This window comes from Streptomyces sp. NPDC046909, from assembly GCF_040644695.1.
Lineage (GTDB): Bacteria > Actinomycetota > Actinomycetes > Streptomycetales > Streptomycetaceae > Streptomyces.
The window spans coordinates 1-25,530 of the sequence record NZ_JBEYXC010000038.1; the positions used below are offsets into that span (position 1 = coordinate 1).

Annotated in this window: 14 protein-coding genes and 1 pseudogene; 11 read left to right on the plus strand and 4 right to left on the minus strand. The window is 71.9% G+C overall.

What is annotated here, in order from left to right:
• Window positions 1-201: 201 nt before the first annotated feature.
• The 5 genes from ABZ928_RS52655 to moeZ all read left to right on the plus strand — a co-directional run bounded on the left by ABZ928_RS52655 (window position 202) and on the right by moeZ (window position 6,629).
• On the plus strand, window positions 202-1,899 hold the full coding sequence (locus tag ABZ928_RS52655) for a DUF3492 domain-containing protein (RefSeq protein ID WP_361536873.1): 1,698 nt from the start codon (window positions 202-204) through the stop codon (window positions 1,897-1,899).
• On the plus strand, window positions 1,896-3,356 hold the full coding sequence (locus ABZ928_RS52660) for a hypothetical protein (protein WP_361536875.1): 1,461 nt from the start codon (window positions 1,896-1,898) through the stop codon (window positions 3,354-3,356). The genes ABZ928_RS52655 and ABZ928_RS52660 overlap by 4 nt, the downstream gene beginning before the upstream one ends.
• 310 nt (window positions 3,357-3,666) lie before the next feature.
• Window positions 3,667-4,650, plus strand: a complete 984-nt coding sequence (locus ABZ928_RS52665) for an NAD-dependent epimerase/dehydratase (protein WP_361536877.1) — start codon at window positions 3,667-3,669, stop codon at window positions 4,648-4,650.
• Window positions 4,638-5,387: a spherulation-specific family 4 protein gene (locus ABZ928_RS52670; RefSeq protein WP_361536879.1), complete on the plus strand. Its 750-nt coding sequence runs from the start codon at window positions 4,638-4,640 to the stop codon at window positions 5,385-5,387. The genes ABZ928_RS52665 and ABZ928_RS52670 overlap by 13 nt, the downstream gene beginning before the upstream one ends.
• Before the next feature lie 63 nt (window positions 5,388-5,450).
• On the plus strand, window positions 5,451-6,629 hold the full coding sequence (moeZ, locus tag ABZ928_RS52675) for an adenylyltransferase/sulfurtransferase MoeZ (protein ID WP_361536881.1): 1,179 nt from the start codon (window positions 5,451-5,453) through the stop codon (window positions 6,627-6,629).
• Between the two features lie 56 nt (window positions 6,630-6,685).
• Here the strand turns inward: moeZ and ABZ928_RS52680 are convergent, their stop codons facing one another.
• The 3 genes from ABZ928_RS52680 to ABZ928_RS52690 form a co-directional block, all read right to left on the minus strand.
• Window positions 6,686-8,245, minus strand: a complete 1,560-nt coding sequence (locus ABZ928_RS52680) for an alpha/beta hydrolase (RefSeq protein ID WP_361536883.1) — start codon at window positions 8,243-8,245, stop codon at window positions 6,686-6,688.
• 151 nt (window positions 8,246-8,396) lie between these two features.
• Window positions 8,397-9,941, minus strand: coding sequence for an alpha/beta hydrolase (locus ABZ928_RS52685; RefSeq protein ID WP_361536885.1), 1,545 nt, complete (start codon window positions 9,939-9,941; stop codon window positions 8,397-8,399).
• 95 nt (window positions 9,942-10,036) lie between these two features.
• Window positions 10,037-12,742 (minus strand): lysylphosphatidylglycerol synthase domain-containing protein, encoded by a 2,706-nt coding sequence (locus tag ABZ928_RS52690; protein WP_361536887.1) that lies wholly within the window; start codon window positions 12,740-12,742, stop codon window positions 10,037-10,039.
• A 186-nt stretch (window positions 12,743-12,928) separates the two neighbouring features.
• Here ABZ928_RS52690 and ABZ928_RS52695 point away from each other — a divergent pair, with 186 nt between their 5' ends.
• The 5 genes from ABZ928_RS52695 to nudC all read left to right on the plus strand — a co-directional run bounded on the left by ABZ928_RS52695 (window position 12,929) and on the right by nudC (window position 23,178).
• Window positions 12,929-13,306, plus strand: a complete 378-nt coding sequence (locus tag ABZ928_RS52695) for an MGMT family protein (protein ID WP_361536889.1) — start codon at window positions 12,929-12,931, stop codon at window positions 13,304-13,306.
• A 275-nt stretch (window positions 13,307-13,581) separates the two neighbouring features.
• Window positions 13,582-16,989, plus strand: a complete 3,408-nt coding sequence (locus tag ABZ928_RS52700; RefSeq protein WP_361536891.1) for an ATP-dependent DNA helicase — start codon at window positions 13,582-13,584, stop codon at window positions 16,987-16,989.
• 116 nt (window positions 16,990-17,105) lie between these two features.
• The gene (locus ABZ928_RS52705; protein ID WP_361536893.1) at window positions 17,106-20,669 is read left to right on the plus strand and encodes an ATP-dependent DNA helicase; all 3,564 of its coding nucleotides are present in this window, start codon (window positions 17,106-17,108) and stop codon (window positions 20,667-20,669) included.
• Window positions 20,670-20,679: 10 nt separating this feature from the next.
• Complete coding sequence (locus ABZ928_RS52710) at window positions 20,680-22,083, plus strand: dipeptidase (protein WP_361536895.1); 1,404 nt, start codon at window positions 20,680-20,682, stop codon at window positions 22,081-22,083.
• Window positions 22,084-22,236: 153 nt separating this feature from the next.
• Window positions 22,237-23,178, plus strand: coding sequence for an NAD(+) diphosphatase (gene nudC, locus ABZ928_RS52715; RefSeq protein ID WP_361536897.1), 942 nt, complete (start codon window positions 22,237-22,239; stop codon window positions 23,176-23,178).
• A gap of 58 nt (window positions 23,179-23,236) precedes the next feature.
• On the opposite strand, the pseudogene ABZ928_RS52720 reads toward nudC, so the two are convergent.
• Window positions 23,237-23,323 (minus strand): annotated as a pseudogene (locus ABZ928_RS52720) (NrdH-redoxin); the annotation flags it as partial.
• A gap of 62 nt (window positions 23,324-23,385) precedes the next feature.
• Between ABZ928_RS52720 and ABZ928_RS52725 the strand changes: the two are divergent.
• The gene (locus tag ABZ928_RS52725; protein WP_361536899.1) at window positions 23,386-25,089 is read left to right on the plus strand and encodes a recombinase family protein; all 1,704 of its coding nucleotides are present in this window, start codon (window positions 23,386-23,388) and stop codon (window positions 25,087-25,089) included.
• The last annotated feature ends 441 nt before the right edge of the window (window positions 25,090-25,530 follow it).

The window sequence follows — 25,530 nt, forward strand, 5'->3', positions numbered from 1 at the left end:
TTATCTGTCGTTCGCTTTCCATTTTTTATACCCGCCGCCCCACCCCCGCCCCCCCCCCGCTAAAAAAACCCCCCAACCCCCCTTTGGGGGGGCGCCCCCCCCCCCCCCCCCCCCCGCCACCGTCATGTCCGCATACGTTCGTCCCGCTGCGAGCCGCCGGACCAACGGCGGCTCCCCATACGGGAGATCGGGGGTGCGCACGTGCGCATCGGACTGCTTACGGAGGGTGGCTATCCGTATGTGAGCGGTGACGCCAGGCTCTGGTGCGACCGGCTCGTGCGCGGGCTCGGGCAGCACGAGTTCGACCTCTACGCGCTCAGCCGCAGCGAGCGCCAGGAGGACGAGGGCTGGGTCGAGCTGCCGCCGCAGGTCAGCCGGGTGCGGACGGCGCCGCTGTGGACGGCCGAGGACGACGGGGTGGTCCTCGGGCGCCGGGCGCGCCGCCGGTTCGCCGAGTGCTACGGCGAGTTGGCGGCCGTACTCTGCGCCGGCCCCTCCGAGGAGTCGTCGGCCGTTGAGGCGGACCGTTTCGGCAGCGCGCTGTACGGCCTCGCCGAACTCGCCCGCGACGAGGGCGGCCTGGTGGGGGCGCTCCGCTCCGAGACCGCCGTACGCGCCCTGGAGCGCGCCTGTCGTGCGCCGGGCGCCCCGCGTGCCGCGCGTGAGGCGCGCGTGCCCGATCTGCTCGCCGTCGCCGCGCACCTGGAACGCGCCCTGCGCCCCCTGTCCCTCGACTGGTACGAGGACGACGGCCTCGGCTCGGTCGACCTGTGCCACGCGGCCTCCGGTGGCCCGGCCGCCCTCCCCGGCCTGCTGGCCCGGCACTTCGCGGGCGTACCGCTCCTGGTGACGGAGTACGGAGTCCAGCTGCGCACGCACTTCCTGTCCGCCACGGAAGCCTCGCCCCCGGTCCGCGCTTTGCTCGCCGCCTTCCACGGCCGGCTGGCCACCGAGATCTACGGCCGGGCGGCGCTCATCACCCCCGGCAACACCCACGCCCGCCGCTGGCAGGAACGCTGTGGCGCCGACCGCGACAAGATCCGCACGGTCTACCCGGGCATGGACGCCGCCCACTTCGCGGAGGTCGGCGAGTCCCCGGAGTGCGCGGACCCGGACACGCTGGTCTGGGTCGGGCGGGTCGAGCCGACCAAGGACCTGATCTCGTTGCTGCACGCCTTCGCGGAGATCCGCAAGGAGGAGCCGAAGACGCGGCTGCGGATCATCGGGGTCCCCGTGGGCGCCGAGGGCGCGGCCTACCTGGGCCACTGCAAGGCGCTGGCCGCGCAGCTCTTCCCCGACGAGGCGGACGGTCTGCACGCCGTCGGCGACAACCCGGTCTCCTTCGAGGACATCGGCGGACCCGAGGTCCCGACCCTCGCCGAGGCGTACGCGTCGGGCGCCCTGACCGTCCTGTCCAGCGTCGTCGAGGGCTTCCCGATCAGCCTGGTGGAGGCCATGTTCTGCGGCCGCGCGACCGTGTCCACCGACGTCGGCGCCGTCGTCGAGGTCATCGGCGGCACCGGACTCGTCGTACCCCCGCGCAATCCGCGGGCGCTCGCCGAGGCGTGCGTGGCGCTGTTGCGCGACCCCGAGCGCCGTGAGCGCCTGGGCGCGGCGGCACGGGCGCGTGCGCTGGAGCTGTTCACCATCGAACAGAACATCACGGCATTTCACGGCATTTACCTGGAGATCGTCTCCCGCCACCCGGTCCGCCGCGTCGTCCTCGACGACACCACCGGCGAACCCCTCCCCTTCGCCGTCCCCGCCGAGGCCCACATGCCCGGCCGCTGGACGGACTCCGGATCCGCCCGCGTCGTGGCCCGAGGCGGCCCCGGCTGGGCAGCGGGCCCCCCGGTACGCGCCAACACCCCCCTGCCCACCACGGAGGCCGCGCGATGAGCGAACTCGGCGAACTGGATCGTCCCGGCACTCCGATCAGCCCGGGGGCGTGGGACGTGCGGTCGGAGGAGTGGGTCCTGGGGGAGGGCGCTGACGGAGACGAGGGCTGGGTGGGCGCCACGGGGGCTGTGCTTAAGAGCGGCGCGACGACGGCGGAGGCTGCCGACGGGGGTGCCGTGACGGCCCCAGGCGCTGCCGATGCAGATGATGCCGATGAGGGCGAAGCGCCGCCCGCACGCCCCCACCCCACCACCGCTCAGCCCACGACCCGCACCACACCCTCTCCAGCTCAGCCCGCGACCCGCACCACACCACCCCCCGCCCAGCCCACGCCTCCCACCCCCCGGCGCACCGCCGCCGTGGACCCGGTGAAGGCGCTGATGCACCGTCACCGTGAGCTGTGCGAACGGGCCGTGGACCCCCTGGAGATCGCGGCAGGCCTGGAGGCGCACGGCGTCACCGATCGCACCGCGACCCGCTTCCGGCACCGGGACGTCTTCTCCCTCGCGGAGGAGATGTACGCGCGCGTGTCGAGAGACGGCGACACCCCTGTGCCGGCCGCAGCCCCCGAGGCCCCTCGGGCAGGCGCCGACTGGATCCTGCTCACCCTCCTCCCGGGAGCCCTGTGCGCCGCTACTGTGGTCGGCCTCCGTCTCACCGACGGCCAGCCCCGCCTGGCCGCGGCCGTCGTGGGCACCCTCGCCGTCGCCCTCTCACTGCGCGCCGCGCTGGCCCGGGGCCCGCTGAGCACGACCCACCACTCACCACCCCGCACCCTCACCCTGACCTGCTGGCTGATCACCTACGCCCTCCTGGGCGACGGCCTGCTCCGAGCAGCCGTCAACGGCGGCCCCGACGCCCTGCCCAACGGCACCCCCGACAGCCCCTGGCCCCTGACGGCCACCCCGATCCTGGCCCTCACTCTGTCCTGCGCCCCCGCGGCATGGACAGCCCACTTCTTCACGACGCGCGCCCGCCGCAAACTCACACTCAGCCGGGGCCTGGAGGACTTCACCGCCTCCGTACTGCCCCTGCTGTTCGGCGTGTTCGCCCTGTACCTGTGCGCCCTGACGGCCTTGCTGACCCTGACCGGCACGGCCCTCTCCGACCCCACCCCCTACGCCGGAACCCTCACCCCCTACGCCGGAACCCTCACCCTCGGCGCCCTCCTCTTCCTCTCCCGCCTCCTCACCACCCACGGCTTCACCCACGCCCCGGCACTGGTCCTCACCGCCGCGACCACGACCGAACTGACCGCCCTCGCCACGGCCTTCGCGTCCCGCCTCCCGGGCTGCGACTTCCTGGGCACACCGGTCGAGACGCTCGTTCAGACATGGGGCCCGGGCGCCGTACCAGCACTCGCCTGCGGAGCGGGAGCCACAACCCTGCTCCTGCACTCAACTCGCAGGCTGACGCGGGCCTCGGCCCACGCACCCACCACGGACCAGCCATGGTGACGCGGCGCGGCAGCCCACGAGTCCCCCGCGAACGGCGAGCAGGGGACGTGCCGGTGGGTGTCCGCCCGCAGCGGCAGGCGTCCGACACCGCGCACCCCTCAAGCAGCCGAGCCGCCCGACCGAGGACGGACACCCCCCGGCGCGGCCCCGACCCACGACGTACGAGCAGGCGCTACGCGCGCCCCCACCCACCCCAGCAGGCCGCCGCAGGCACCCGTATCTCACCCGACCGCCGGCGGCACACCGTTCTGACAGGAGAGCAGCACATGATCACCTCCCGACCCGAAGCCCCGGCGACGGGAGCCGCACGATGAGGGTCCTGCTGATCGGAGCCAACGGCTACCTCGGCCGCTTCGTCGCCGACCGCCTGCTCGCCGATCCGGCCGTCCAGCTCACCGCCCTCGGCCGCGGCGATGACGCCGACGTCCGCTTCGACCTCGCGTCCGGCAGTCCCGGCGCGCTCACCCGCTTCCTTGACGCGGTCCACCCCGGCGTGGTCATCAACTGCGCCGGCGCCACCAGAGGCGGCGCCCGCGAACTCACCCGCCACAACACGGTCGCCGTGGCCACGGTCTGCGAGGCCCTCCGCCGCAGCGGCTGCGGAGCGCGGCTCGTCCAGATCGGCTGCGGCGCCGAATACGGCCCGAGCCAGCCGGGCAGCTCCACCGCAGAGGACGCCGTCCCCCGCCCCGGCGGCCCGTACGGCGTCAGCAAGCTCGCCGCCACCGAACTCGTCCTCGGCTCGGGCCTGGACGCGGTCGTCCTCCGCGTCTTCTCCCCGGCCGGCCCCGGCACCCCCGCCGGCTCCCCCCTCGGCCGCCTCGCCGAGGCCATGCGCCGCGCGATGCAGTCCGGCGACGGCGAGCTCAAGCTCGGCGGTCTCGGCGTCCAGCGCGACTTCATCGACGTACGTGACGTCGCCCGCGCCGTCCACGCCGCCAGCCTCTCCGCCGCGCAGGGCGTCATCAACATCGGCTCGGGCCGCGCCGTGCGGCTCCGCGACGCCGCCGGGGTTCTCGCCCGCGTGGCCGGATACGGCGGCGCCCTCCACGAACTCGACGGACCTCCCGGCCCGCTGCGGGCGTCCATCGGCGCATCCATCGGCGCATCCATCGGGCACCCCCGCTCCGAACCCGACCATGCCGCCCCGGTCGCGTACCCGTACCCGGACGGCTGCGGCAGCTGGCAGCAGGCCGATGTGCGCACCGCGCGCGACCGGCTCGGCTGGCGGCCCCGGATCAACCTCGAAGAGTCCCTCGCCGACATCTGGATGGAGGCGGCATGCCGCATCTGACCAGCACGACCACCGGCACCACCAGCACCGAACTCCGTCCCGGCTTCGGCATCCCGGGCTTCGCGCACCCCCTCGTCGCGCCCGCAGAGTGGGGCGAGCTCGCCCGTCCCGGCACGCCGGTCCACTGGGTCGTCCTCAATGTCGCCGACGGCCCCGGCAGCCGCCCCGACCTGCACTGCCTGGAGGCGGCCGGCCGGCTGCGCAACGCGGGCGTCCGGGTCCTCGGCCACATCGACGCGACCTACGGAGCCCGTGCCTTCGGCGAGATGGTCTCCGACGCGCAGCGCTACCTCGACTGGTACAAGGCCGACGGCTTCCTCCTCGACCGCTGCCCCACCGAACGCGCCGCGCTCCCCGAGATCCGCCGCACCGTCACCACGCTCCGCGCGATCCGCGACGACGCGCATGTCGTCCTCGGCCACGGCACCCACCCGCACCCCGGCTACGCGGAGAACGCCGACCAGCTGGTTACCTTCTCCGGGCCGTGGAGCGACTACCGCTGGTCGCAGGTGGCCGAGTGGACCGCCGACTACCCGCCCGAGCGCTTCTGCCACTTCGTCCACGGTGTGCCCCGCGGCCACCTGGACGAGGCGCTGCGCATAGCCCGCTGGCAGGGCGCCTCGACGATCTGGTTCACCGACCGCACGGACCGCGGCGGCCGCGCGGATCCCTGGGAGACCATGCCCGGCTACTGGGACGACATCGTCTCGCGGGTCGGGACGGGTGTCTCGGAATGAAGAAGCCCATGGCAGTGTTACAGGGAGAACAACTGTAGTGATTGACCGATCAACGGAGTCCCCGTGTCGCTGCCACCCCTGGTCGAGCCAGCTGCTGAGCTCACCGTAGACGAGGTCCGCAGGTACTCCCGCCACCTGATCATCCCTGACGTCGGGATGGACGGGCAGAAGCGGCTGAAGAACGCCAAGGTGCTCTGTGTGGGCGCCGGCGGCCTGGGCTCGCCGGCGCTGATGTACCTGGCCGCGGCGGGCGTGGGCACGCTCGGCATCGTGGAGTTCGACGAGGTCGACGAGTCGAACCTGCAGCGACAGATCATCCACAGCCAGGCCGACATCGGCCGCTCCAAGGCCGAGTCCGCGCGCGACTCCGTCCTCGGCATCAACCCGTACGTGAACGTGATCCTCCACGAAGAGCGGCTCGAGGCCGAGAACGTGATGGACATCTTCAGCCAGTACGACCTGATCGTCGACGGCACCGACAACTTCGCGACCCGCTACCTCGTCAACGACGCGGCCGTGCTGCTGAACAAGCCGTACGTGTGGGGCTCGATCTACCGCTTCGACGGCCAGGCCTCCGTCTTCTGGTCCGAGCACGGCCCCTGCTACCGCTGCCTCTACCCGGAGCCCCCGCCGCCGGGCATGGTCCCCTCCTGCGCCGAGGGCGGCGTCCTGGGCGTGCTGTGCGCGTCCATCGGCTCCATCCAGGTCACCGAGGCCATCAAGGTCCTCACCGGCACCGGTGAGCCCCTGGTCGGCCGTCTGATGATCTACGACGCCCTGGAGATGCAGTACCGCCAGGTCAAGGTCCGCAAGGACCCCAACTGCGCGGTCTGCGGCGAGAACCCCACCGTCACCGAGCTCATCGACTACGAGGCCTTCTGCGGCGTCGTCTCCGAGGAGGCCCAGGAGGCGGCCGCCGGCTCGACGATCACTCCCAAGCAGCTCAAGGAGTGGATCGACGACGGCGAGAACATCGAGATCATCGACGTCCGCGAGATCAACGAGTACGAGATCGTCTCCATCCCGGGCGCCAAGCTGATCCCGAAGAACGAGTTCCTCATGGGCACCGCCCTGGAGAGCCTCCCGCAGGACAAGAAGATCGTCCTGCACTGCAAGACGGGCGTCCGCAGTGCGGAAGTCCTCGCCGTGCTGAAGTCCGCGGGCTTCGCGGACGCCGTGCACGTCGGCGGCGGCGTCATCGGCTGGGTCAACCAGATCGAGCCGGACAAGCCGGTCTACTGACCGCACCTGCTCCGTACGGCGGGGGCTGCTCCTCACAGGGGCGGCCCCCGCCGTCGTCATGAGCAGACCTTGCCGTCCCTCGGCACCGTGCCCTTGAGCAGATACGCGTTCACCGTGGAGTCGACACAGTCGCTCCCGCTGCCGTACGCCCCGTGCCCCTCGCCCTTCCAGGTGAGCACCACACCGACGCCCTTGCCCAGCTCGTCCGCCATCTTCCGGGCGCCCTCGACGGGCGTGGCCGGGTCGCCGGTGTTGCCGACCACGAGGACCGGCGCCGCGCCCGGCGCGCTCACCTCCGGGGTGTCGTGCTGCCCGGCCACCGGCCAGTCGTGGCACCAGCCGGCCGTGTCCCAGCCCAGGAAGGAGCCGAAGACGGGCGAGATCTTCTCGAACGTCGCCAGCCGCTTCTTCGTCTCCGCGGCGGTCGGCCGCTGCTTGTCGTCCAGGCACGATATGACCCGCTGCGAGTGGGTCGTCGTGCCGTAGTGGCCCGAGGCGGTCCGGTCGTTGTAGCCGTCGGCGAGCGTCAGCAGCTCCGAGCCGTCGCCCTGCTCGGCGGCCTCCAGCGCGCTGGTCAGCGTCGGCCAGCTGGCCTTGCTGTACAGCGGCAGCACGATGCCGGTCACCGCGAGGGTCTGGGTCAGCTCCCGGTCGGAGCCCGTCGGCAGCGGATCGGCGTCGAGGTCCTTCAGCAGGTCGGCGATCTTCCGAGTGCCTTCCTCAGGGTCCTGGCCGGTCGACTTCAGATAGTCGTCGAGCGCGCGCTGGAAGCCCCGGGTCTGGTTCTCGGCGTGGCCGAAGGTGTCGGCGCTCGGGTCGACGACCGCGTCGAGGATCAGCCGCCCCACGTTCTTCGGGAACAGATGGGCGTACACACCGCCCAGTTCGGTGCCGTAGGAGATGCCGAAGTAGTGCATCTTCGTGTCGCCCAGCACCTGGCGCATCAGGTCCATGTCGCGAGCGGTGTCGGTGGTGGAGACGTGCCGCAGCAGCTTTCCGGCGGACTTCTCGCAGCCCTTGCCGAAGTCGGTGGCGTCCGCGAAGTAGGCGGCTTCCTCGGCGGCGGTGTCCGGGGTGGCGTCCACCGACTCGGCGGCCTGGATGTCCTTGTCGCTGCGGCAGCGGACACCCTCGCTGGCACCGACCCCGCGCGGGTCCCAGCTCACCAGGTCGTAGCGCTCGCGGAGCGGTGAGACCGTCGCGCCGTACAGCGGCATCATGGAGACGCCAGAACCGCCGGGACCGCCGAAGTTGAACAGCAGCGAGCCGATGCGCTGGTCCTTGTCGCCGCGGGACTTGGCACGGATCAGCGCGAGCCCGATCGTCCTGCCCTCCGGCGCGGACCAGTCCAGCGGCACCTTGAGTGTCGCGCACTGCCAGTCGCTGCTCGGCGCGGGGGAGTCCGCCGAGCCCTTGCAGTCGTCCCAGTCGAGCTGCTGCGAGGTGAGCGAGGACGGCAGTGCCGCGGCGGCCGCGGTGTCGGAGGAACTCGACGACGGACTGGCGGCGTTGGTCTCCTCGTCCCCCTTGCCGTCGTCGGACGAGCCGCCGCTACAGCCCCCCACCAGCAGTGCCGCGGCGGCGGCCAGGGCCGTCCACCGTACGAAACGCGTCATCGCAGTCCCCCCTTGCAGGCCGTCCGCACCGTGCCGCGGATGGCGGTCATGCCATGGTATGCGGATCACACGAGACCCGCCGAGGCCTGTGGGTAACGTTCTGACCAGCATCTTTCTTGATCTGGCCCGCACTTTTCCCGAGGTGTCGGGGTCAGGAGCAGACGGTCCCCGCCGCCGGTACCTTCCCGTCCAGCAGATAGCCGTTCACCGCGCTCTGCACGCACTTGTTCTTGCTGTCGTACGCGCCGTGCCCCTGCCCCTTGTACGTCAGCTCGACGCCGACGCCCTCACCCAGCGCCTCCACCATCTTCCGCGCCCCCTCGTACGGCGTGGCCGGGTCGCCGGTGTTGCCGACGACGAGGATCGGCGCCGAGCCGGACGCGCTGACGTCGGGACGGTCGGCGGCGCCCGCCACGGCCCAGTCGGTGCAGCTGACCATCGCCCAGGCCAGATAGTCGCCGAAGACCGGGGAGGCGGACCGGAACTCGGGGAGCTTCCGCTCGACGTAGTCCTCGGTGTACCGGGACTTGTCGTCGGCGCAGTTGATGGCGATGTTGGCCGCGGTGACGTTGCTGTACTCGCCGTCCTCGTTGCGCCCGTTCATGGAATCGGCGAGCAGCATCAGCACCCGGCCGTCCCCGTCGTACGCCTGATCGAGGCCCTCGGTGAGGTACTCCCAGAAGTCCTGTGAGTACAGCGACTGGACGATCCCGCTGGTGGCCGCGGTCTGGGTCAGCTTGCGCAGGCCGACGCCGGGGATGGGTGTGCTGTCGAGGTCCGTCAGCAGTTTGGCGATGCGGTCCTTGACGTCCTGGGCGCTGTCGCCGATGGGGCAGTCCTCGTTCTGGGACACGCAGTGCTCGGCGAAGTTGTCGAGCGCGAGCTGGAAGCCCTTGGTCTGTCCGAGCGAGCCCTGTTCGGAGTCCTCGGTGGGGTCGACGACCGCGTCGAAGACCGCGCGGCCCACCTTCTTGGGGAACAAGTGGGCGTAGACGCCGCCCAGTTCGGTGCCGTAGGAGATGCCGAAGTAGTGCAGCCGGTCGTCGCCGAGGACCTGGCGCATCAGGTCCAGGTCGCGGGCCGCGTCGGTGGTGCGCACATGGGGGAGCACCTTCTTGGAGTTGTCCTCGCAGGCCGCGTTGAACTCCTTGGTGTCGTCCAGGAGCCGGGTGCGTTCGGCCGCGTCGTCGGGGGTCGCGTCCTGCTGGAAGTACGCGTCGAGCTGGAGGTCGCTGAGGCACTCCACGGGGGCGCTGCGGCCGACCCCGCGCGGGTCGAAGCTCACCAGGTCGTAGCGGGTGCGCAGGGTGGTGTAGTCCTCGGCGAAGGCGGGCAGTGTGGTGACGCCCGAGCCGCCGGGGCCGCCGAAGTTGAAGACGAGGGAGCCGATGCGCTTGCTCTCGTCGCCGCTGGCCTTGGCGCGGATCAGCGCGAGCCCGATCTTGTCGCCCTGGGGCTTGTTCCAGTCGAGGGGCGCCTTCAGGGTGGCGCACTGCCACTTGTCGCCGTTCGGCAGAGGTGACGGGGCGTCACCGCCGCCCTCCGCCGCGTTCGGGGCCGGGCAGTCCTTCCAGCTCAGCTTCTGAGCCGTCACGTCCTGGTCCTCGGAGTCGTCGCCGCAGCCCGCCACCAGCGTGGACAGCAGGACGGCGGAGACGGTCAGGGCAACGGCGCGCAGGCGGGGAGGGTTGGGCATGAACCCATCCTGCGGTCGGGCAGGGCGGGCCGCTCGGGGCGCGGGCCGTACGAGGTACGCGCGCGTGACTGGTACGACCGGCCACGCGCGCGTACTTACAGCGCGCCCTTGCGGGACAGGTGGTTGAAGGCCAGCCAGCCCGGCAGCACCGGGAGCCACAGGGTCAGCAACCGGTACAGCAGCACGGCGGGTGCCGCGACCTCGCTGGGGAGGCCCACGGCGATCAGACCGACCGTCAGGGTCGCCTCCACGGCGCCCACACCGCCCGGCGTCGGGGCGGCGGAACCGAGCGCGTTACCGGCCAGGAAGACGACGGCGACACTGGCGATGCTGATCGAGGAGCCCTCGGTGCCGAAGGCCCGGATCGAGGCGTCCAGGCACATCACGAAGCAGGCGGTCAGCAGAAGCATGCCGCCGATGCCGGTGAGGAGCTTCTGCGGCCGCTGGAGCACGTCGAGCATGCGCGGGATGACGCCCGCGAAGAGCGAGCGCACGCGCGTGACGACGAACTTCCGCAGGAACGGCACCGAGGTGACGACGAGCACGAGCACCGCGACCGTCAGCAGACCGGCGATGACCGTCCGGGACGGCGACAGCGACGGGGTCTTCTCGGTGCCGGTCAGATAGCCGAAGGACAGCAGCATCAGGATGTGGCAGCCGAGCCCGAACAGCTGCGAGGCACCGACACTGGCCACCGCGAGCCCGGGCCGCACCCCCTGGCGTTGCAGGAAGCGCGTGTTGAGGGCGACACCGCCCACCGCGGCCGGCGCGACGATCTTCACGAACGACCCGGCGACCTGCGCCCCCACGGTCCGCATGAACGGCACCCGCTCCGGCACGAACCCCAGCAGCGACATCGCCGCCGCGAAGTAGCTCGCCGCCGAGAACAGCACGGCCGCGGCCACCCAGCCCCACTCGGCGTTCTGGATGAGCGGCCCGAACTCGATGTGGGTGAGCTGCGTGAGCAGGAAGTACGCGCCGATGGCACCGGCGATGAAGCTGATGAGCGTGCGCGGCCGCACCCGCTCCAGTCGGGCCGGTTCGACGGGCGCCTGCGGCCTGATCAGCAGCACCTCGTGGCGGATCAGCGTGAGCAGATCGTCCTCGCGGGCCTCCTCCAGCGCCTCGTCGATGGCCCGCTTCTCGGCCCGCGCCTCCGCGCGTACGGCCTTCTTGTCGGGCTTGTCGAGGACGGGCCTGGCGTCCTCCTGGGCCTCTTCGAGCTTGGCCTGCTTGGCCTGCTTGGAGGCCTCCAGGATCGCGTCGCGCTCACGCTGGGCGCGTTCCCGGGCCAGCGTGCGCAGCGTCGCGCGCGTGGAGCGGCTGAGCGCGATGGGCTGGAGCATCGGCAGACAGTCGGCGACGGCGTCGGGGCCGAGCACGCTCAGCGCCGCGGCCACCGCGCGCTCGGCGCCCACCCGCAGGCCGAGCGTCACCAGGAGCTGGGAGATGTCCATGCGCAGCAGCAGGTCGCCGGCCGCGATCTCGCCGACGCGCAGATCGGTGAGGATCACGGTGCCGGAACGATCCACCAGAATCGCGTCGCCCACCAGGCGCCGGTGCGCGATGCGCCGGGACTGAAGGGCCCGCACCTGGTGCCAGGTGTCCCGCAGCAGCTCGTCGGTGATGTCCTCGTCCGGCAGCGAGTCCAGGGTGCGGCCGCCGGTGTGCTCGTAGACGAGCATCACGGCGTCGGGACCGAGCTCGGACGTCGCGATCAGCTTGGGCGCGTTGGCGCCGGCCGCGATGGCCGCGTAGGCGAGCAGGGCCTCCTGCTCCAGGGCCTGGCGCAGCGAGGGGAGGCTGCTGCGGGTGGCGAAGCCGCGCAGGGTCAGATTGCGCCACGCGCGGTAGAAGAAGCCCTGCGCCTGCTGCTCGCGGTCGACCACCGTCACGTCCAGCGGCGGGCCGTCCTCCAGGGTGACGAAGTAGCGCCGGCCGCGGTCGCCGGTCTCCGGGGTGTCCGTGACCTCTTCGCGGGCCGCGCTCACCGGGTGGAAGCCGACGTGCCGCAGGCCCGCCATGAGCGTCCGTCCGGTGGGCTGGACGTTGGGCGAGCCGACCGCGTACAGCGTGCCGTAGGCCACGGTCCAGCCGATCAGCACCGTCAGGATGATCGAGAACGGTGTGGTGTAGCCGGTGACGAGCATCGAGAACGCGTCGAGCATCAGCACGATCCACAGCACCGCGCGCCAACGCGGCCGCCGGGACATGCCGACCGCCGTCATGTACGCGATGACCGGCGCGAGATAGCCGTGCACCGGGTCGGTGAGGGCGTGGATGTCGCCGGGGGAGGGCTGGGTGAGCGCCTCCTGGATGGAGTCGGGGGCGGCCTTGGCGACCCACAGGTCGGTGGCGAGGGTCACCCCGTGCGCGAGGACCGCCGCGAGCACGCCGTCCGCGATGCGCAGTCCGTCGCGCTTGATGAGCCGTTCGATCGCGAAGGCGACCGGCACCAGCAGGATCGCGATGCTGGACGCCAGGCCGGCGATCTTGATGAGCAGGTCGGGCGCCTGTCCGGTGCCCTTGTTGATGTCCTGTTCGAGACCCGAGGTGGTGCCGTGTGCGAACGCGGCGATCGCCAGCAGGATCACGACCGCCAGCACACCGACGAGCAGCCGCATCAGGTCCGAAGGGCGGTGCACGCGCGCGGGGAGGAGCGGCTCGTCGCCCTCGACTTCTTCGGTGTGCGTCTCGTCCTCGAACTCGGCCGTCGGCTCTTCCGTCTCGCCGGTGCCCGGGCGCGACGAAGCGTCAGAGGTGCTTTCCGCGTCCTCCGGGTGCACGCCCTGTTGCTTCATCGTCTCTTCTTGATCTCGTATCACCGGTCACCGCCCGCACGATGGTGGCATGCCCCACCGACACACGGGGGCATCAGGGTGCAAACGCGGGGGCGCACAGTCTGCCGGAAGCGCCGCCCGGGGGCGAGGGATACGCACGGTCGCCAGCGCGTCACGTTGTCGGTGGTGTGGTGCAGGATGGGGCGGATGAGCGACGAGAGCCTTGCGCGGGACGTCCCGCAGGACGCCCTGCCGGAGTACGCCGAGCGCGTCCTGGAGGTCGCCGAACTCGTCCCGCCCGGGCGCGTCATGACGTACGGCGACGTGGCCGAGTGGCTGGAGGAGGGCGGCCCGCGGCAAGTCGGCCGGGTGATGGCCCTCTACGGGGGAGCCGTCCCGTGGTGGCGGGTCGTCCGCGCGGACGGTGTCCTGCTCCCCGGCCACGAGCTGGAGGCGCTCGATCACTACCGGACCGAGGGCACGCCCCTGAAGACGGCGAGCAGGGCCGCCGAGGGCCATCTGCCGCGCCTCGACATGAAGCGGGCGCGATGGGACGGCGGCGAGCGCGCGGAGGGTCACACCTGACAGCTTCCGGCATCGGACGGGTCCAGGGGCGGCCGGTGATCCGTACGGGGGAAACGGTCGAAAGGGGGCACGTCCGTGGCATGCCGTACGTTCGTGGGGCGAGGGACGCAGGTGTCGCGAGCGCCGTGAGTGTCGTACGGGAAGAAGCGGAAGACCTGCTTCCGATCTCCTCGTCGGCGTAGCGTCGGCTGCACGCGTCCCCCTCATCCCGCGATCACCGCCCTGCACGCACGGCGGACGCCCGACCAGCACACCCACCAGGACCGGCGAACCACGTGAGCTCCTCTTCCTCCACCAGACGCCTGTCGCACCCCCAGGTACGACAGGGGAGCCGTGGCGCTTACCGACTGGTCCGTACCCCGCCGACCCGCGTGGATCCCCCCTCTCTGGACGCCGCACAGCGCTCCGTGGTTGAGCACAGGGCCGGTCCCTTGCTCGTCCTCGCAGGTCCGGGTACCGGAAAGACCACCACGCTCGTCGAGTCCGTGGCGGCCAGGATCGCCCGGGGCGGTGACCCCGCGCGCGTGCTCGTGCTGACGTTCAGCCGCAAGGCGGCCGTCGAACTGCGCGACCGGATGGCACTGCGCATCGGCGCCGCCCGCGCGCCCCAGGCGACCACGTTCCACTCGTTCTGCTACGCCCTGGTCCGCGCCCACCAGGACAGCGATCTGTTCGTCGAACCGCTCCGGCTGCTGTCCGGCCCCGAGCAGGACGTCGCCGTCCGTGAACTGCTCGCGGGCCAGCCCGACCTGGAGCGGCTCGGCCTCGCGCACGTGCGCTGGCCCGACGAACTGCGCGCCTGTCTGACCACGCGCGGCTTCGCCGACGAGGTCCGCGCGGTGCTCGCCCGCAGCCGCGAACTGGGCCTGGACCCCGGTGCCCTGGACGCCTTCGCCCGCCGCATCGGCCGCCCCGACTGGCGGGCCGCCGCCGCCTTCCTCGCCGAGTACCTCGACGTCCTTGACCTCCAGGGCGTGCTCGACTACGCCGAACTGGTCCACCGCGCGGTGCTCCTCGCCCACCGTCCCGAGGTCGCCGGGCGGCTCGCCGCGCAGTACGACGCCGTGTTCGTGGACGAGTACCAGGACACCGACCCGGCCCAGGTACGGCTGCTCCAGGCCCTCGCCGGCGGCGGCCGCACCCTCGTCGCCTTCGGCGACCCCGACCAGTCGATCTACGCGTTCCGGGGCGCCGACGTGAACGGCATCCTCGACTTCCCGCACGCCTTCCCGCGCGCGGGGGGCCACCCGGCGCCCGTCGAGGTCCTGCGCACCTCCCGGCGCTCCGGCGCCGCCCTGCTCACCGCGACCCGCCTGCTGACCCAGCGCATGCCCCTGACCCGGCTCCCGGCGGAGAAGGTCCGCGCCCACCGCGAGCTCGCCCCGGTTCGCGACGGCGGCCGCGTCGAGGTCTTCACCTACCCGACGCCCGGCACCGAGCTGGACAACATCGCCGACATCCTGCGCCGGGCGCACCTGGAGGACGGCGTCCCGTGGAGCGAGATGGCCGTACTGGTGCGCGCCGGGTCCCGCACCATCCCGACGGTGCGACGCGCCCTCACGTCGGCCGGGGTGCCCCTCGACATAGACGGCGACGACCTGCCACTGCGCCACGAACCGGCGGTGGCACCGCTGCTGACGGCGCTGCGGGCGGTGGCGACGGCGGAGGCGGCGGGGCAGCCGGACGAGGCCCCCATCGGAGAGGCACCGGTTGAGGACCAGACACCGGTTGAGGACCAGACACTGGTTGAGGACCAGACTCCGGTTCAGGATCAGGCATCGGTCGGAGAACGATCTCCCTGCTGGCTCGACACCGAGACCGCCCTCGCCCTCCTCGCCTCCCCCCTCGCCGGTATGGACGCCGCCGACCTGCGCCGCCTCGGCCGTGCGCTGCGGGACGAGGAGCGGGCCGGAGGGAACGCCCTGCCGCCGCCCTCCGACGAGCTGCTCGCGCGGGCGCTCGCCGAGCCGGAGCGGCTGGCCGTGCACGACCCCACGTACGCGCGTGGCGCCCAGCGGCTGGGCGCGCTGCTGGGCAAGGCGAGGGAGCGTCTCGCGGGCGGCGGCAGCGCCGAGGAGGCGCTCTGGGAGCTGTGGCGGGGCACACCGTGGCCCTCGCGCCTGGAGCGCGCCGCCCGGCGCGGCGGCGCGGCCGGGCGCAACGCCGACCGTGACCTGGACGCCGTGTGCGCGCTGTTCGCGACCGCCGCCCGCGCGGAGGAGCGCAGCGGCGGCCGGGGCGCCCTCAACTTCCTGGAGGAGATCGACGCCGAGGACATCGCCGCCGACACGCTCACGCGGCGAGCCGCACGCCCCGACGCCGTCCGCCTGATGACCGCGCACCGCTCCAAGGGCCTGGAGTGGCGCCTGGTCGTCGTCGCGGGCGTCCAGGAGGGCCTGTGGCCCGACCTGCGTCGCCGCGGCTCCCTCCTGGAGGCCGACCGCATCGGCCGCGACGGACTCGCCGAACCGCTCACCCCGGGCGCCCTTCTCGCCGAGGAGCGCCGTCTGTTCTACGTCGCCGCCACACGCGCGTGTGAACGGCTCGTCGTCACCGCGGTGAAGGCCCCGGCTGACGACGGCGACCAGCCCTCCCGCTTCCTCACCGAACTCGGCGTCGAGCCCAAGGACGTCACGGGCCGCCCGCGTCGCCCGCTGTCCGTCGCCGCGCTCGTCGCCGAACTCCGCGCCACCACCGTCGACCCGCGCGCCTCGGACACCCTCAGGGAGGCCGCCGCCCGACGGCTGGCCCGGCTCGCCGCGCTCGCCGACGAGGACGGCCGCCCCCTCGTCCCGTCCGCCCACCCCTACCGCTGGTGGGGCATGTTCGAGCCCACCGAGTCCAAGGTGCCCCTGCGCGACCGCGACCAGCCCGTCGTGCTGTCCGGCAGCGCCCTCGACCAGCTCGCCAACACCTGCGCCCTCCAGTGGTTCCTGGGCCGCGAGGTGAAGGCCGACGCGCCCGCCACGGTCGCCCAGGGCTTCGGCAACGTCGTGCACGTCCTCGCCGACGAGGTCGCCTCCGGACACACCCCGGCCGACCTCGCCGTCCTCATGGAGCGCCTCGACTCCGTGTGGAACGCGCTCGCCTTCGACGCGCCCTGGAAGTCGGCGCAGGAGAAGGAGAACGCGCGCGTGGCGCTCGAACGCTTCCTGAAGTGGCACGTCATGGACCGCACCGGCCGCACCCCCGTCGCCAGCGAGCACGACTTCGACGTGACCCTCGCAGCGGGCGACTACGAGGTGCGCATCCGCGGTCAGATGGACCGCGTCGAGGCGGACGTCGAGGGCCGCGCGTACGTCGTCGACTTCAAGACCGGCAAGCAGGCGGTGAGCAGGGCGGAGGTGGAGCACCACCCGCAGCTCGCCGTCTACCAGCTCGCCGTCCGCGAGGGCGCCGTCGACGAGGCCTTCGACGGCGCGCGCCCCGAGCCGGGCGGCGCGGAACTCGTCCAGCTGCGCCAGGGCGCCGCCAGGAAGGACGGCGGCGAGACGCTGCCCAAGGTGCAGGCCCAGGAAGCCCTGGACGGCGCTGCGGGCGAGTGGGTCGGGGACCTGCTCGCGACGGCGGCCGGCAAGGTCCTCGACGAGCGGTTCACCCCGAGCGCCGGCCAGCACTGCACGCACTGCGCGTTCCGGGCCTCGTGCAGCGCGCGGCCCGAGGGACGCCACGTGGTGGAGTGAGCACGCTGGTGTGATCGGTTGCACCACACGTGCTGACCTGCGCTTCTTCCAGCCCGGGGACGGACCGGAGGGCGATTCGTCCTCGACTGTCAGTGGGCGCCGCTAGCCTCTCCGACATGCCCGCCCGTATCACCGATCCCGATCAGCTCAAGGAGCTCCTCGGCATCCCGTTCACCCCGGAGCAGACGGCCTGCATCATCGCGCCGCCCGCCCCGCAGGTGATCGTGGCCGGTGCCGGATCGGGCAAGACGACGGTGATGGCGGCCCGCGTGGTCTGGCTGGTCGGCACCGGCCAGGTCGCGCCCGAGCAGGTCCTCGGCCTCACCTTCACCAACAAGGCCGCCGGTGAACTCGCCGAGCGCGTCCGCAAGGCGCTCATCAAGGCGGGCGTCACCGACCCCGACGTCATCGACCCGGACAACCCGCCCGGCGAGCCGGTGATCTCGACGTACCACGCCTTCGCGGGCCGGCTGCTGACCGACCACGGCCTGCGCATCGGCCTGGAGCCGACCTCCCGCCTCCTCGCGGACGCCACCCGCTACCAGCTCGCCGCGCGCGTGCTGCGTGAGGCACCGGGCACCTACCCGGCGCTGACCCGCTCCTTCGCGGACCTCGTCAGCGACCTCCTCGCCCTCGACGCCGAACTCGCCGAGCACCTCGTACGACCGGAGGCGCTGCGCGCGTACGACGCCGAACTGCTGCTCTCCCTCCAGGGCGCCCGTCTCACCAACGACGATCTGCGCAAGGTCCCCGAGGCGGCCGCCGCGCGCCGGGAACTGGCCGAGCTGGTGGTCCGCTACCGGGCCGCGAAACGGGAGCGCGACCTGCTGGACTTCGGTGACCAGATCGCCCTGTCCGCCGAACTCGCGCAGATCCCCGAGGTCGGACGCATCCTGCGGGACGAGTTCCGCGTGGTCCTGCTCGACGAGTACCAGGACACGTCCGTCGCCCAGCGCATCCTCCTGGCGGGCCTCTTCGGCTCCGGCACCGGCCACCCGGTGACCGCCGTCGGCGACCCCTGCCAGGCGATCTACGGCTGGCGCGGCGCGTCCGTCGCCAACCTCGACGACTTCCCCGAGCACTTCGCCCACGCCGACGGCCACCGGGCCACCCGCCAGTCGCTCAGCGAGAACCGCCGAAGCGGCGGCCGCCTCCTCGACCTCGCCAACGGACTCGCCGAGCCCCTGCGCGCCATGCACGCGGGCGTGGAGGCCCTCCGCCCGGCCCCCGGCGCCGAGCGCGACGGCCTGGTGCGCTGCGCCCTGCTGCGCACCCACGCCGAGGAGATCGACTGGCTCGCCGACTCGATCGCGCACCTGGTGAACACCGGGAAGGCGCCCGGCGAGATCGCCGTCCTGTGCCGTACGGCGACCGACTTCGCCGAGATCCAGGGCGCGTTGGTCGCCCGCGACATCCCCGTCGAGGTGGTCGGACTCTCCGGGCTGCTGCACCTGCCCGAGGTCGCCGACCTGGTCGCCGTCTGCGAGGTCCTCCAGGACCCCGGCGCCAACGCCTCCCTGGTCCGGCTGCTGACCGGTCCCCGCTGGCGCATCGGCCCGCGCGACCTCGCCCTCCTGGGGCGGCGCGCGCGGCGCCTCGTGTCCCACGCGCGCGTGGACGGCGACGACGACCCGGACCGTCGGCTCGCCGAGGCCGTAGAGGGGGTCGATCCCTCGGAGGTGATATCGCTCGCGGACGCCCTGGACACGTTCCTGGAGACGCCCCTTTACGAGAGCGCCGGCGACCGGGACGACGACGGGCTGCCGTTCTCGCCGGACGCGCGCGTGCGGTTCGCGCGACTGGCCACCGAACTGCGCGACCTGCGCCGCTCCCTGGCCGACCCGCTCATGGACGTCCTGCACCGCGTCCTCGCCGTCACCGGCCTGGAGGTGGAGCTGTCGGCGTCCCCGCACGCCCTGGCCGCCCGCCGCCGCGAGACCCTCTCCAACTTCCTGGACATCGCCGCGTCCTTTGCCGCCGGCGACGGCGAGGCCACCCTGCTCGCCTTCCTCGGCTTCCTGCGCACCGCCGCCCAGTACGAGAAGGGCCTCGACAACGCCCTGCCCGGCGGCGAGAACACCGTCAAGGTGCTCACCGCGCACAAGTCCAAGGGCCTGGAGTGGGACGTCGTCGCCGTCCCCGGCCTGGTCACCGGCACCTTCCCCAGCACCCAGGGCCGTGAGAAGTGGACCGCCCAGGGCAAGGTGCTGCCGCACGACCTGCGCGGCGACGCCGCCACCCTGCCCGACGTCGAGGACTGGAACTCCCGGGGCCTCAAGGCCTTCCAGGAGGCCATGAAGGACCACCAGCACACCGAGGAACTCCGCCTCGGCTACGTCACCTTCACCCGCCCCCGCTCCCTCCTCCTCGGCTCCGGCCACTGGTGGGGGCCCAGCCAGAAGAAGCCGCGCGGACCGTCCGACTTCCTTCAGTCCCTCTACGCCCATTGCGAGGCCGGTTTCGGCGAGATCGAGGCCTGGGCCGACGAGCCCGCCGAGGACGAGGAGAACCCCGCGCTCCACGCGGCCACCGTCGACCAGGTCTGGCCCCTGCCCCTCGACGACACGGCCCTGGCCCGCCGCCGCGCCGCCGCCGAGACGGTCCTCGCCCACCTGGAGCGCCTCGCCTCCGACCCGGACGGCCACCCCGCCGCCGAGCACGACCCCGACGCGTACGACGACCCGGACTGGCCACCGCCACCGGAGGACGACGAGCCCCCCTACGACGAGCCTCTCCCCGAGGGCGAGGCCCGCTCCGACGGCGACACCGAAGCCGACTGGGACTCATGGACGACGGACCGCCCGACGCCCCCGCACCACCCGACGGTCCCGCACCAGGCGGGGGCCCCGGACACGGCCAGCACCGAGCACGCGCGTGCCCATCCGGCCGACGCGGACGACGAACTGCCCCACGCACGGGAAGCCGAGCCCGCCCACCCCCGCCTCACCCCCGAGGAGGCCCGCACCCTCGCCTCCTGGGACCGCGACCTCGACGCCCTCACCGGCGAGCTCCTGCGCGCGCGGGAGGCCGTCACCGACGTACCCCTGCCCGCGTCGCTCACCGCTTCCCAGCTGCTGCGGCTGGCCGAGGACCCGGACGGGTTCGCGCAGGAACTCGCGCGCCCCATGCCACGCCCCCCGCAACCCGCCGCACGCCGAGGCACCCGGTTCCACGCGTGGGTGGAGGCCCGCTTCGAAGAGCTGACGCTGCCCATGCTGGAGCCCGAGGAGCTGCCGGGCAGCGAGGCCGAGATCGCCGACGAGCGTGACCTGGAGGCCCTCAAGGAGGCCTTCGAACGCACGGAGTACGCCCACCGCACGCCCCACCGCGTCGAGGCGCCCTTCCAGCTCGCCATCGCCGGACGCGTGGTGCGGGGCCGGATCGACGCCGTCTACAAGGAGGGCGACGGCGCGACGGCGACGTACGAGATCGTCGACTGGAAGACGAGCCGCACCGCCGATCCCCTCCAGCTCGCCGTCTACCGGCTGGCGTGGGCCGAGCAGCAGGGGGTGCCCCTGGAGTCGGTCTCGGCCGCGTTCGTGTACATCCGCAGCGGCGAGGTCGAGCGGCCGGACGATCTCGCGGACCGGCGTGCGCTGGAGCGGCTGCTGCTGGAGGACCCGGCCGCGCAAGCAAACTGTGAGGAACCGCCCACCGAGGATGTCGGTGCGGGCGGATAGGCTCGTGACCATGAGCCAGTCCCCGGACAGCGCTGTCCGTACGTACATCGAGCAGCACAGTGCCGCCTTCCTCGACGAACTCGTCGAGTGGCTGCGCATCCCCTCCGTGTCGGCGCAGCCCGACCACGCGCCCGATGTCCGCCGCAGCGCCGACTGGCTCGCCGCCAGACTCCGGGAGACCGGCTTCCCGACCACCGAGGTCTGGGAGACGCCCGGCGCCCCCGCCGTGTTCGCGGAGTGGCCCTCCGACGACCCCGGGGCGCCCACGGTCCTGGTCTACGGCCATCACGACGTACAGCCCGCCGCCCTGGAGGACGGCTGGGACAGCGAGCCCTTCGAGCCCGTCGTCCGCGAGAACCGCCTCTACGCGCGCGGTGCGGCCGACGACAAGGGCCAGGTGTTCTTTCACACACTCGGCGTCCGCGCCCACCTCGCCGCGACCGGCCGCACCACCCCGGCCGTCCACCTGAAGCTGCTCATCGAGGGCGAGGAGGAGTCCGGTTCGCCGCACTTCCGTGCCCTCGTCGAGGAGCGCGCGGAGCGGCTCGCCGCCGACGCCGTGATCGTCTCCGACACCGGCATGTGGTCCGACGACACCCCGACCGTCTGCACCGGCATGCGCGGCCTCGCCGAGTGCGAGATCCGGCTCCTCGGCCCCGACCAGGACATCCACTCCGGCTCCTTCGGCGGCGCGGTCCCCAACCCCGCGACCGTCGCCGCCCGCCTGGTCGCCGCCCTGCACGACGAGCACGCACGCGTGGCCGTCCCCGGCTTCTACGACGGCATCGTCGAACTGACCGACCGCGAGCGCGAACTCTTCGCCGAGCTGCCCTTCGACGAGCGGCAGTGGCTGCGCACGGCCAAGTCGTACGCCGTCCAGGGCGAGGCCGGACACACCACCCTGGAGCGCGTCTGGGCCCGCCCCACCGCCGAGGTCAACGGCATCGGCGGCGGCTACCAGGGCCCCGGCAGCAAGACGATCATCCCGTCCTCCGCGATGGTGAAGCTGTCCTTCCGGCTCGTCGCGGGGCAGGACCCGGACCACATCGAGAAGGCCGTCCGCGCCTGGGCCGCCGACCAGGTGCCCGCCGGGATCCGCTGCGAGATCACGTTCGGCGCGGCCACGCGCCCGTGTCTGACCCCGCTGGACCACCCGGCCCTGCAGTCCGTCGTACGCGCCATGGGCCGCGCCTTCGAGAAGCCCGTCCGCTTCACCCGCGAGGGCGGTTCCGGACCGGCCGCCGACCTTCAGGAGGTGCTCGGCGCCCCCGTGCTCTTCCTCGGGATCTCCGTCCCGTCCGACGGCTGGCACGCGCCGAACGAGAAGGTCGAGCTCGATCTGCTCCTCAAGGGCGTCGAGACCGCCGCGTACCTCTGGGGCGATCTCGCGGAGCAATGGCGGCATGCGCCCTGATCCTCCCGAGGCGTCCGGATCGGCATGGAGCGCGGGACAGACTGGAAGAGCTGTCCCGTACCGCCGAACACCGGACGCGGTCGCCTCCCGCCGTACGTCCCGCCGAACCGCCCGCCGAAACAATCCGTTCCACCGGGGGAGTTGGAAGCACCCGTGACCACCTGGACCGACCACACCGCCGACCGACCCATCTCGCTCACCGCCCCCAGCGGCATCGACCGGGCCGCCCACCACCGGCTCGACGAGGCCTGGCTCGCGGCGGCGTGGAGCCACCCCACGACCCGATGCTTCGTGGTCTCCGGCGGTCAGGTCCTCATCGACGAGACGGCCGACGGCCGTACCGAACTCGTCATGACGCCCGCCTTCGAGGCCCCGCTCACCGAGGCCCACCGCTACTTCCTGGGCATCGACGAGGACGGCGTCCGCTACTTCGCCCTCCAGAAGGACTCCCTGCCCGGCCGCATCGACCAGTCCGCGCGCGCGGCGGGTCTGCGCGAGGCGGGCCTGCTGCTGTCACCGCGTGAGGCGGGCCTGATGGTGCACGCGGTCGGTCTGGAGAACTGGCAGCGCACCCACCGCTTCTGCTCCCGCTGCGGCGAGCGCACCGTCATTGCCGCGGCCGGCCACATCCGCCGCTGCCAGGCCTGCGGCGCCGAGCACTACCCGCGCACCGACCCCGCCGTGATCATGGCCGTCACCGACGAGGACGACCGCATCCTGCTCGGCCGCCAGGTGCACTGGCCCGAGGGCCGCTTCTCGACGCTCGCCGGCTTCGTCGAGCCCGGCGAGTCCATCGAGACGGCCGTGCGCCGAGAGGTCTTCGAGGAGGCAGGCATCAGCGTGGGCCAGGTCGAGTACGTCGCCAGCCAGCCCTGGCCGTTCCCGTCCAGCCTCATGCTCGGCTTCATGGCCCGCGCCACCTCCACCGAGATCAACGTCGACGGCGACGAGATCGGCGAGGCCCGCTGGTTCTCCCGCGACGAACTGGGCGCCGCCTTCGACTCGGGCGAGGTCCTGCCGCCGTACGGCATCTCGATCGCGGCCCGTCTGATCGAGCTCTGGTACGGAAAGCCACTGCCGACGCGGAGCGTCTGACCACGCGAAAGGGGCCGCTCCCAGCCGGGAGCGGCCCCTTTCGCGTTCGTGCCCGTGCTTACGCGGCGATCTTCTGCTTCACCTGGGCCAGCGACGGGTTCGTCAGCGTCGAACCATCGGCGAACAGCACGGTCGGCACGGTCTGTAGACTTCCCTCCTGCTTGTGGCGGCCAGGGAGAGCCGCCCCATGTTCGGGAGGGGGAGGCCGTGAGCGAGAAGCCCAGGGCTCTTGGCGTGGTCCGTCTGTCCGTAGGCAACGAGAACCAGACCGGCGAGGAAACGCAGCGGACCCGCATCAGCAAGCGGGTCGACGCGGAGGAAATGGAGCTGGTCGACTTCGCAGTCGACATCGACGTGTCGGCGTCCATCTCGCCGTGGATGCGCCCGTCCCTGGGGGACTGGCTCAACAACAAGAAGGACCAGTTCGACCACATCGTCATCCTGAAGATCGACCGTATCGCCCGCTCGGTCCGCCACCTAACGGACATCATCGAGTGGTGCGAGGCGAACGGTAAGGGCCTCATCTCCTGCGAGGAGGGGTTCGACCTCTCGAAGCCGTGGGGCAAGACCATTGCCAAGATCCTGGCCGTGGTCGCAGAGGCCGAGCTGGACGCCATCAAGGCCCGCAACAGGGCTTCCCGGGAGACCATGCGGAAGACCGGCCGCTGGCCGGGTGGCCTTGTCCCGTTCGGACGCAGAGCAGTGAAGGGCGACGCAGGCTTTACTCTGGAACTCGACCCCGAGTACGGCCCGACGCTGATCGAGATGATCCGGCGCTTCATCGAGAAGCCGAGCTTCTCGGCCGTCGCCGACTGGTTGAACGAGCAAGGCGTACCCACGGCTCAGGACATCGCTCGCATCCGCGCGGCGGCAGGCGAGAGCACAACTCGGCTGGCCGACCCGAAGCCTCGGGGAGCCAGGTGGACGCCGACCACAGTGCAAGCCGTACTGGTCAGCCGCTCGCTCCTCGGGGAGTACGTACGTGCCAGTGGAGCCGTAGCCCGCAACGATGACGGCACCCCCGTCATGCGGTCTGAGCCGGTGCTGAACGAGGAGGAGTGGGCGAAGCTGTCGGACGCCGTCGCCTCGGTCAAGTACAAGAAGCAGAAGGGCTCTACGTCGCCGACGGTGGGCGTGACGTTCTGCATGCTGTGCGGCAGTTCCCTGTACTTCGTGAAGGGCGACCCGGCCAAGGGCAAGCGAGAGCGGTACCGCTGTCACGGCAACAAGAGCAAGGGCATCCAGGCTTGCCCGAAGCAGAGGTTCTGGGCAGAAGACCTGTACCCCTGGCTGGAGTCGGCCCTGTTGGGCGAGATCGGCCACCTGGAACGGATGGAGTCGAAGACGACCATCGACGACAGCCGTGCAGCCAAGCTCGCCGTGATCGACGGCAGGATGAACCAGCTTCTGAAGGAACTTCAGCAGGGCGAGATCAGCGCCGTCGCGTACGGCTCGCAAGTTGCCAGCCTGGCCCAGGACCGGGAGAAGGTCACCAGCCAGGAGGGGCCGAAGCCGGTGACCGTATGGACGGGTACGGGCGAGGGCTACGCGGAGTGGTGGGGGCGGTCGAGCGTCGATGAACGGCGCGAGTGGCTGAAGAAGCACAAGGTCAAGGCGTACTTCGGACATGACGTCCTGGCCATCGATCCCGGCGACCTGATCGAGAACATCAAGCAGCAGGGCATCACGTACTGGGATGTGCCCTCCAAGTCTTCTCAGGTGCTCTCACCGATCACGCCGATCTCCTTGCACGGAAAGCCGTACGAGAAGCCGAAGCCGCTTACGGGTGTGGAGTGGGAGATTGTCAGCCGCTGGGAGGACTTCGAAGCGGAACGGGCAGCGCAGCAGGCGAAGGCCGAGGAGAAAGCGAAGGGCGCAGAGGGAGCCGAGAGGGTTCTGACCTTTGCCTGATGCAGGCTGAGCAACCGAGGAAGGCCCCCGACCTGGGGGCCTTCTGTCTTCCGGTCAGAAGGGCGGCGGCTCGTGCCCTGCTTCTTGAAGCCGGTCGGTCAAGGCGTCGTAATCGAAGTCCACCGGCAAGGGAGCTGCGTATGCGTCTCCGAACCAGCGTCGACGCTGTTCCTCTTGCTTGACCTTGCCAAGATCTACGAAGGACAAGGTGGGGGCCGAAGGCCCCCCAAGGGAGCCAGCCCCTTCGTCTTCCTGCTGGGGGCCGCTTACGCGGCCCACCTTCGCCGGCTGCTTGCGCCCTTCGTCTTCGCCCTGTCGGCCCCCTACGGGGGGCCGTTCTTCGCCTTGATGGGGCTCTCTGAAAATCCCCGCGGACGCTCATCTTCCCCAGCCCGTTGCCGATTCAACGAAGGAGCCTCAAGCCCTTCACGCCGCTCGCCG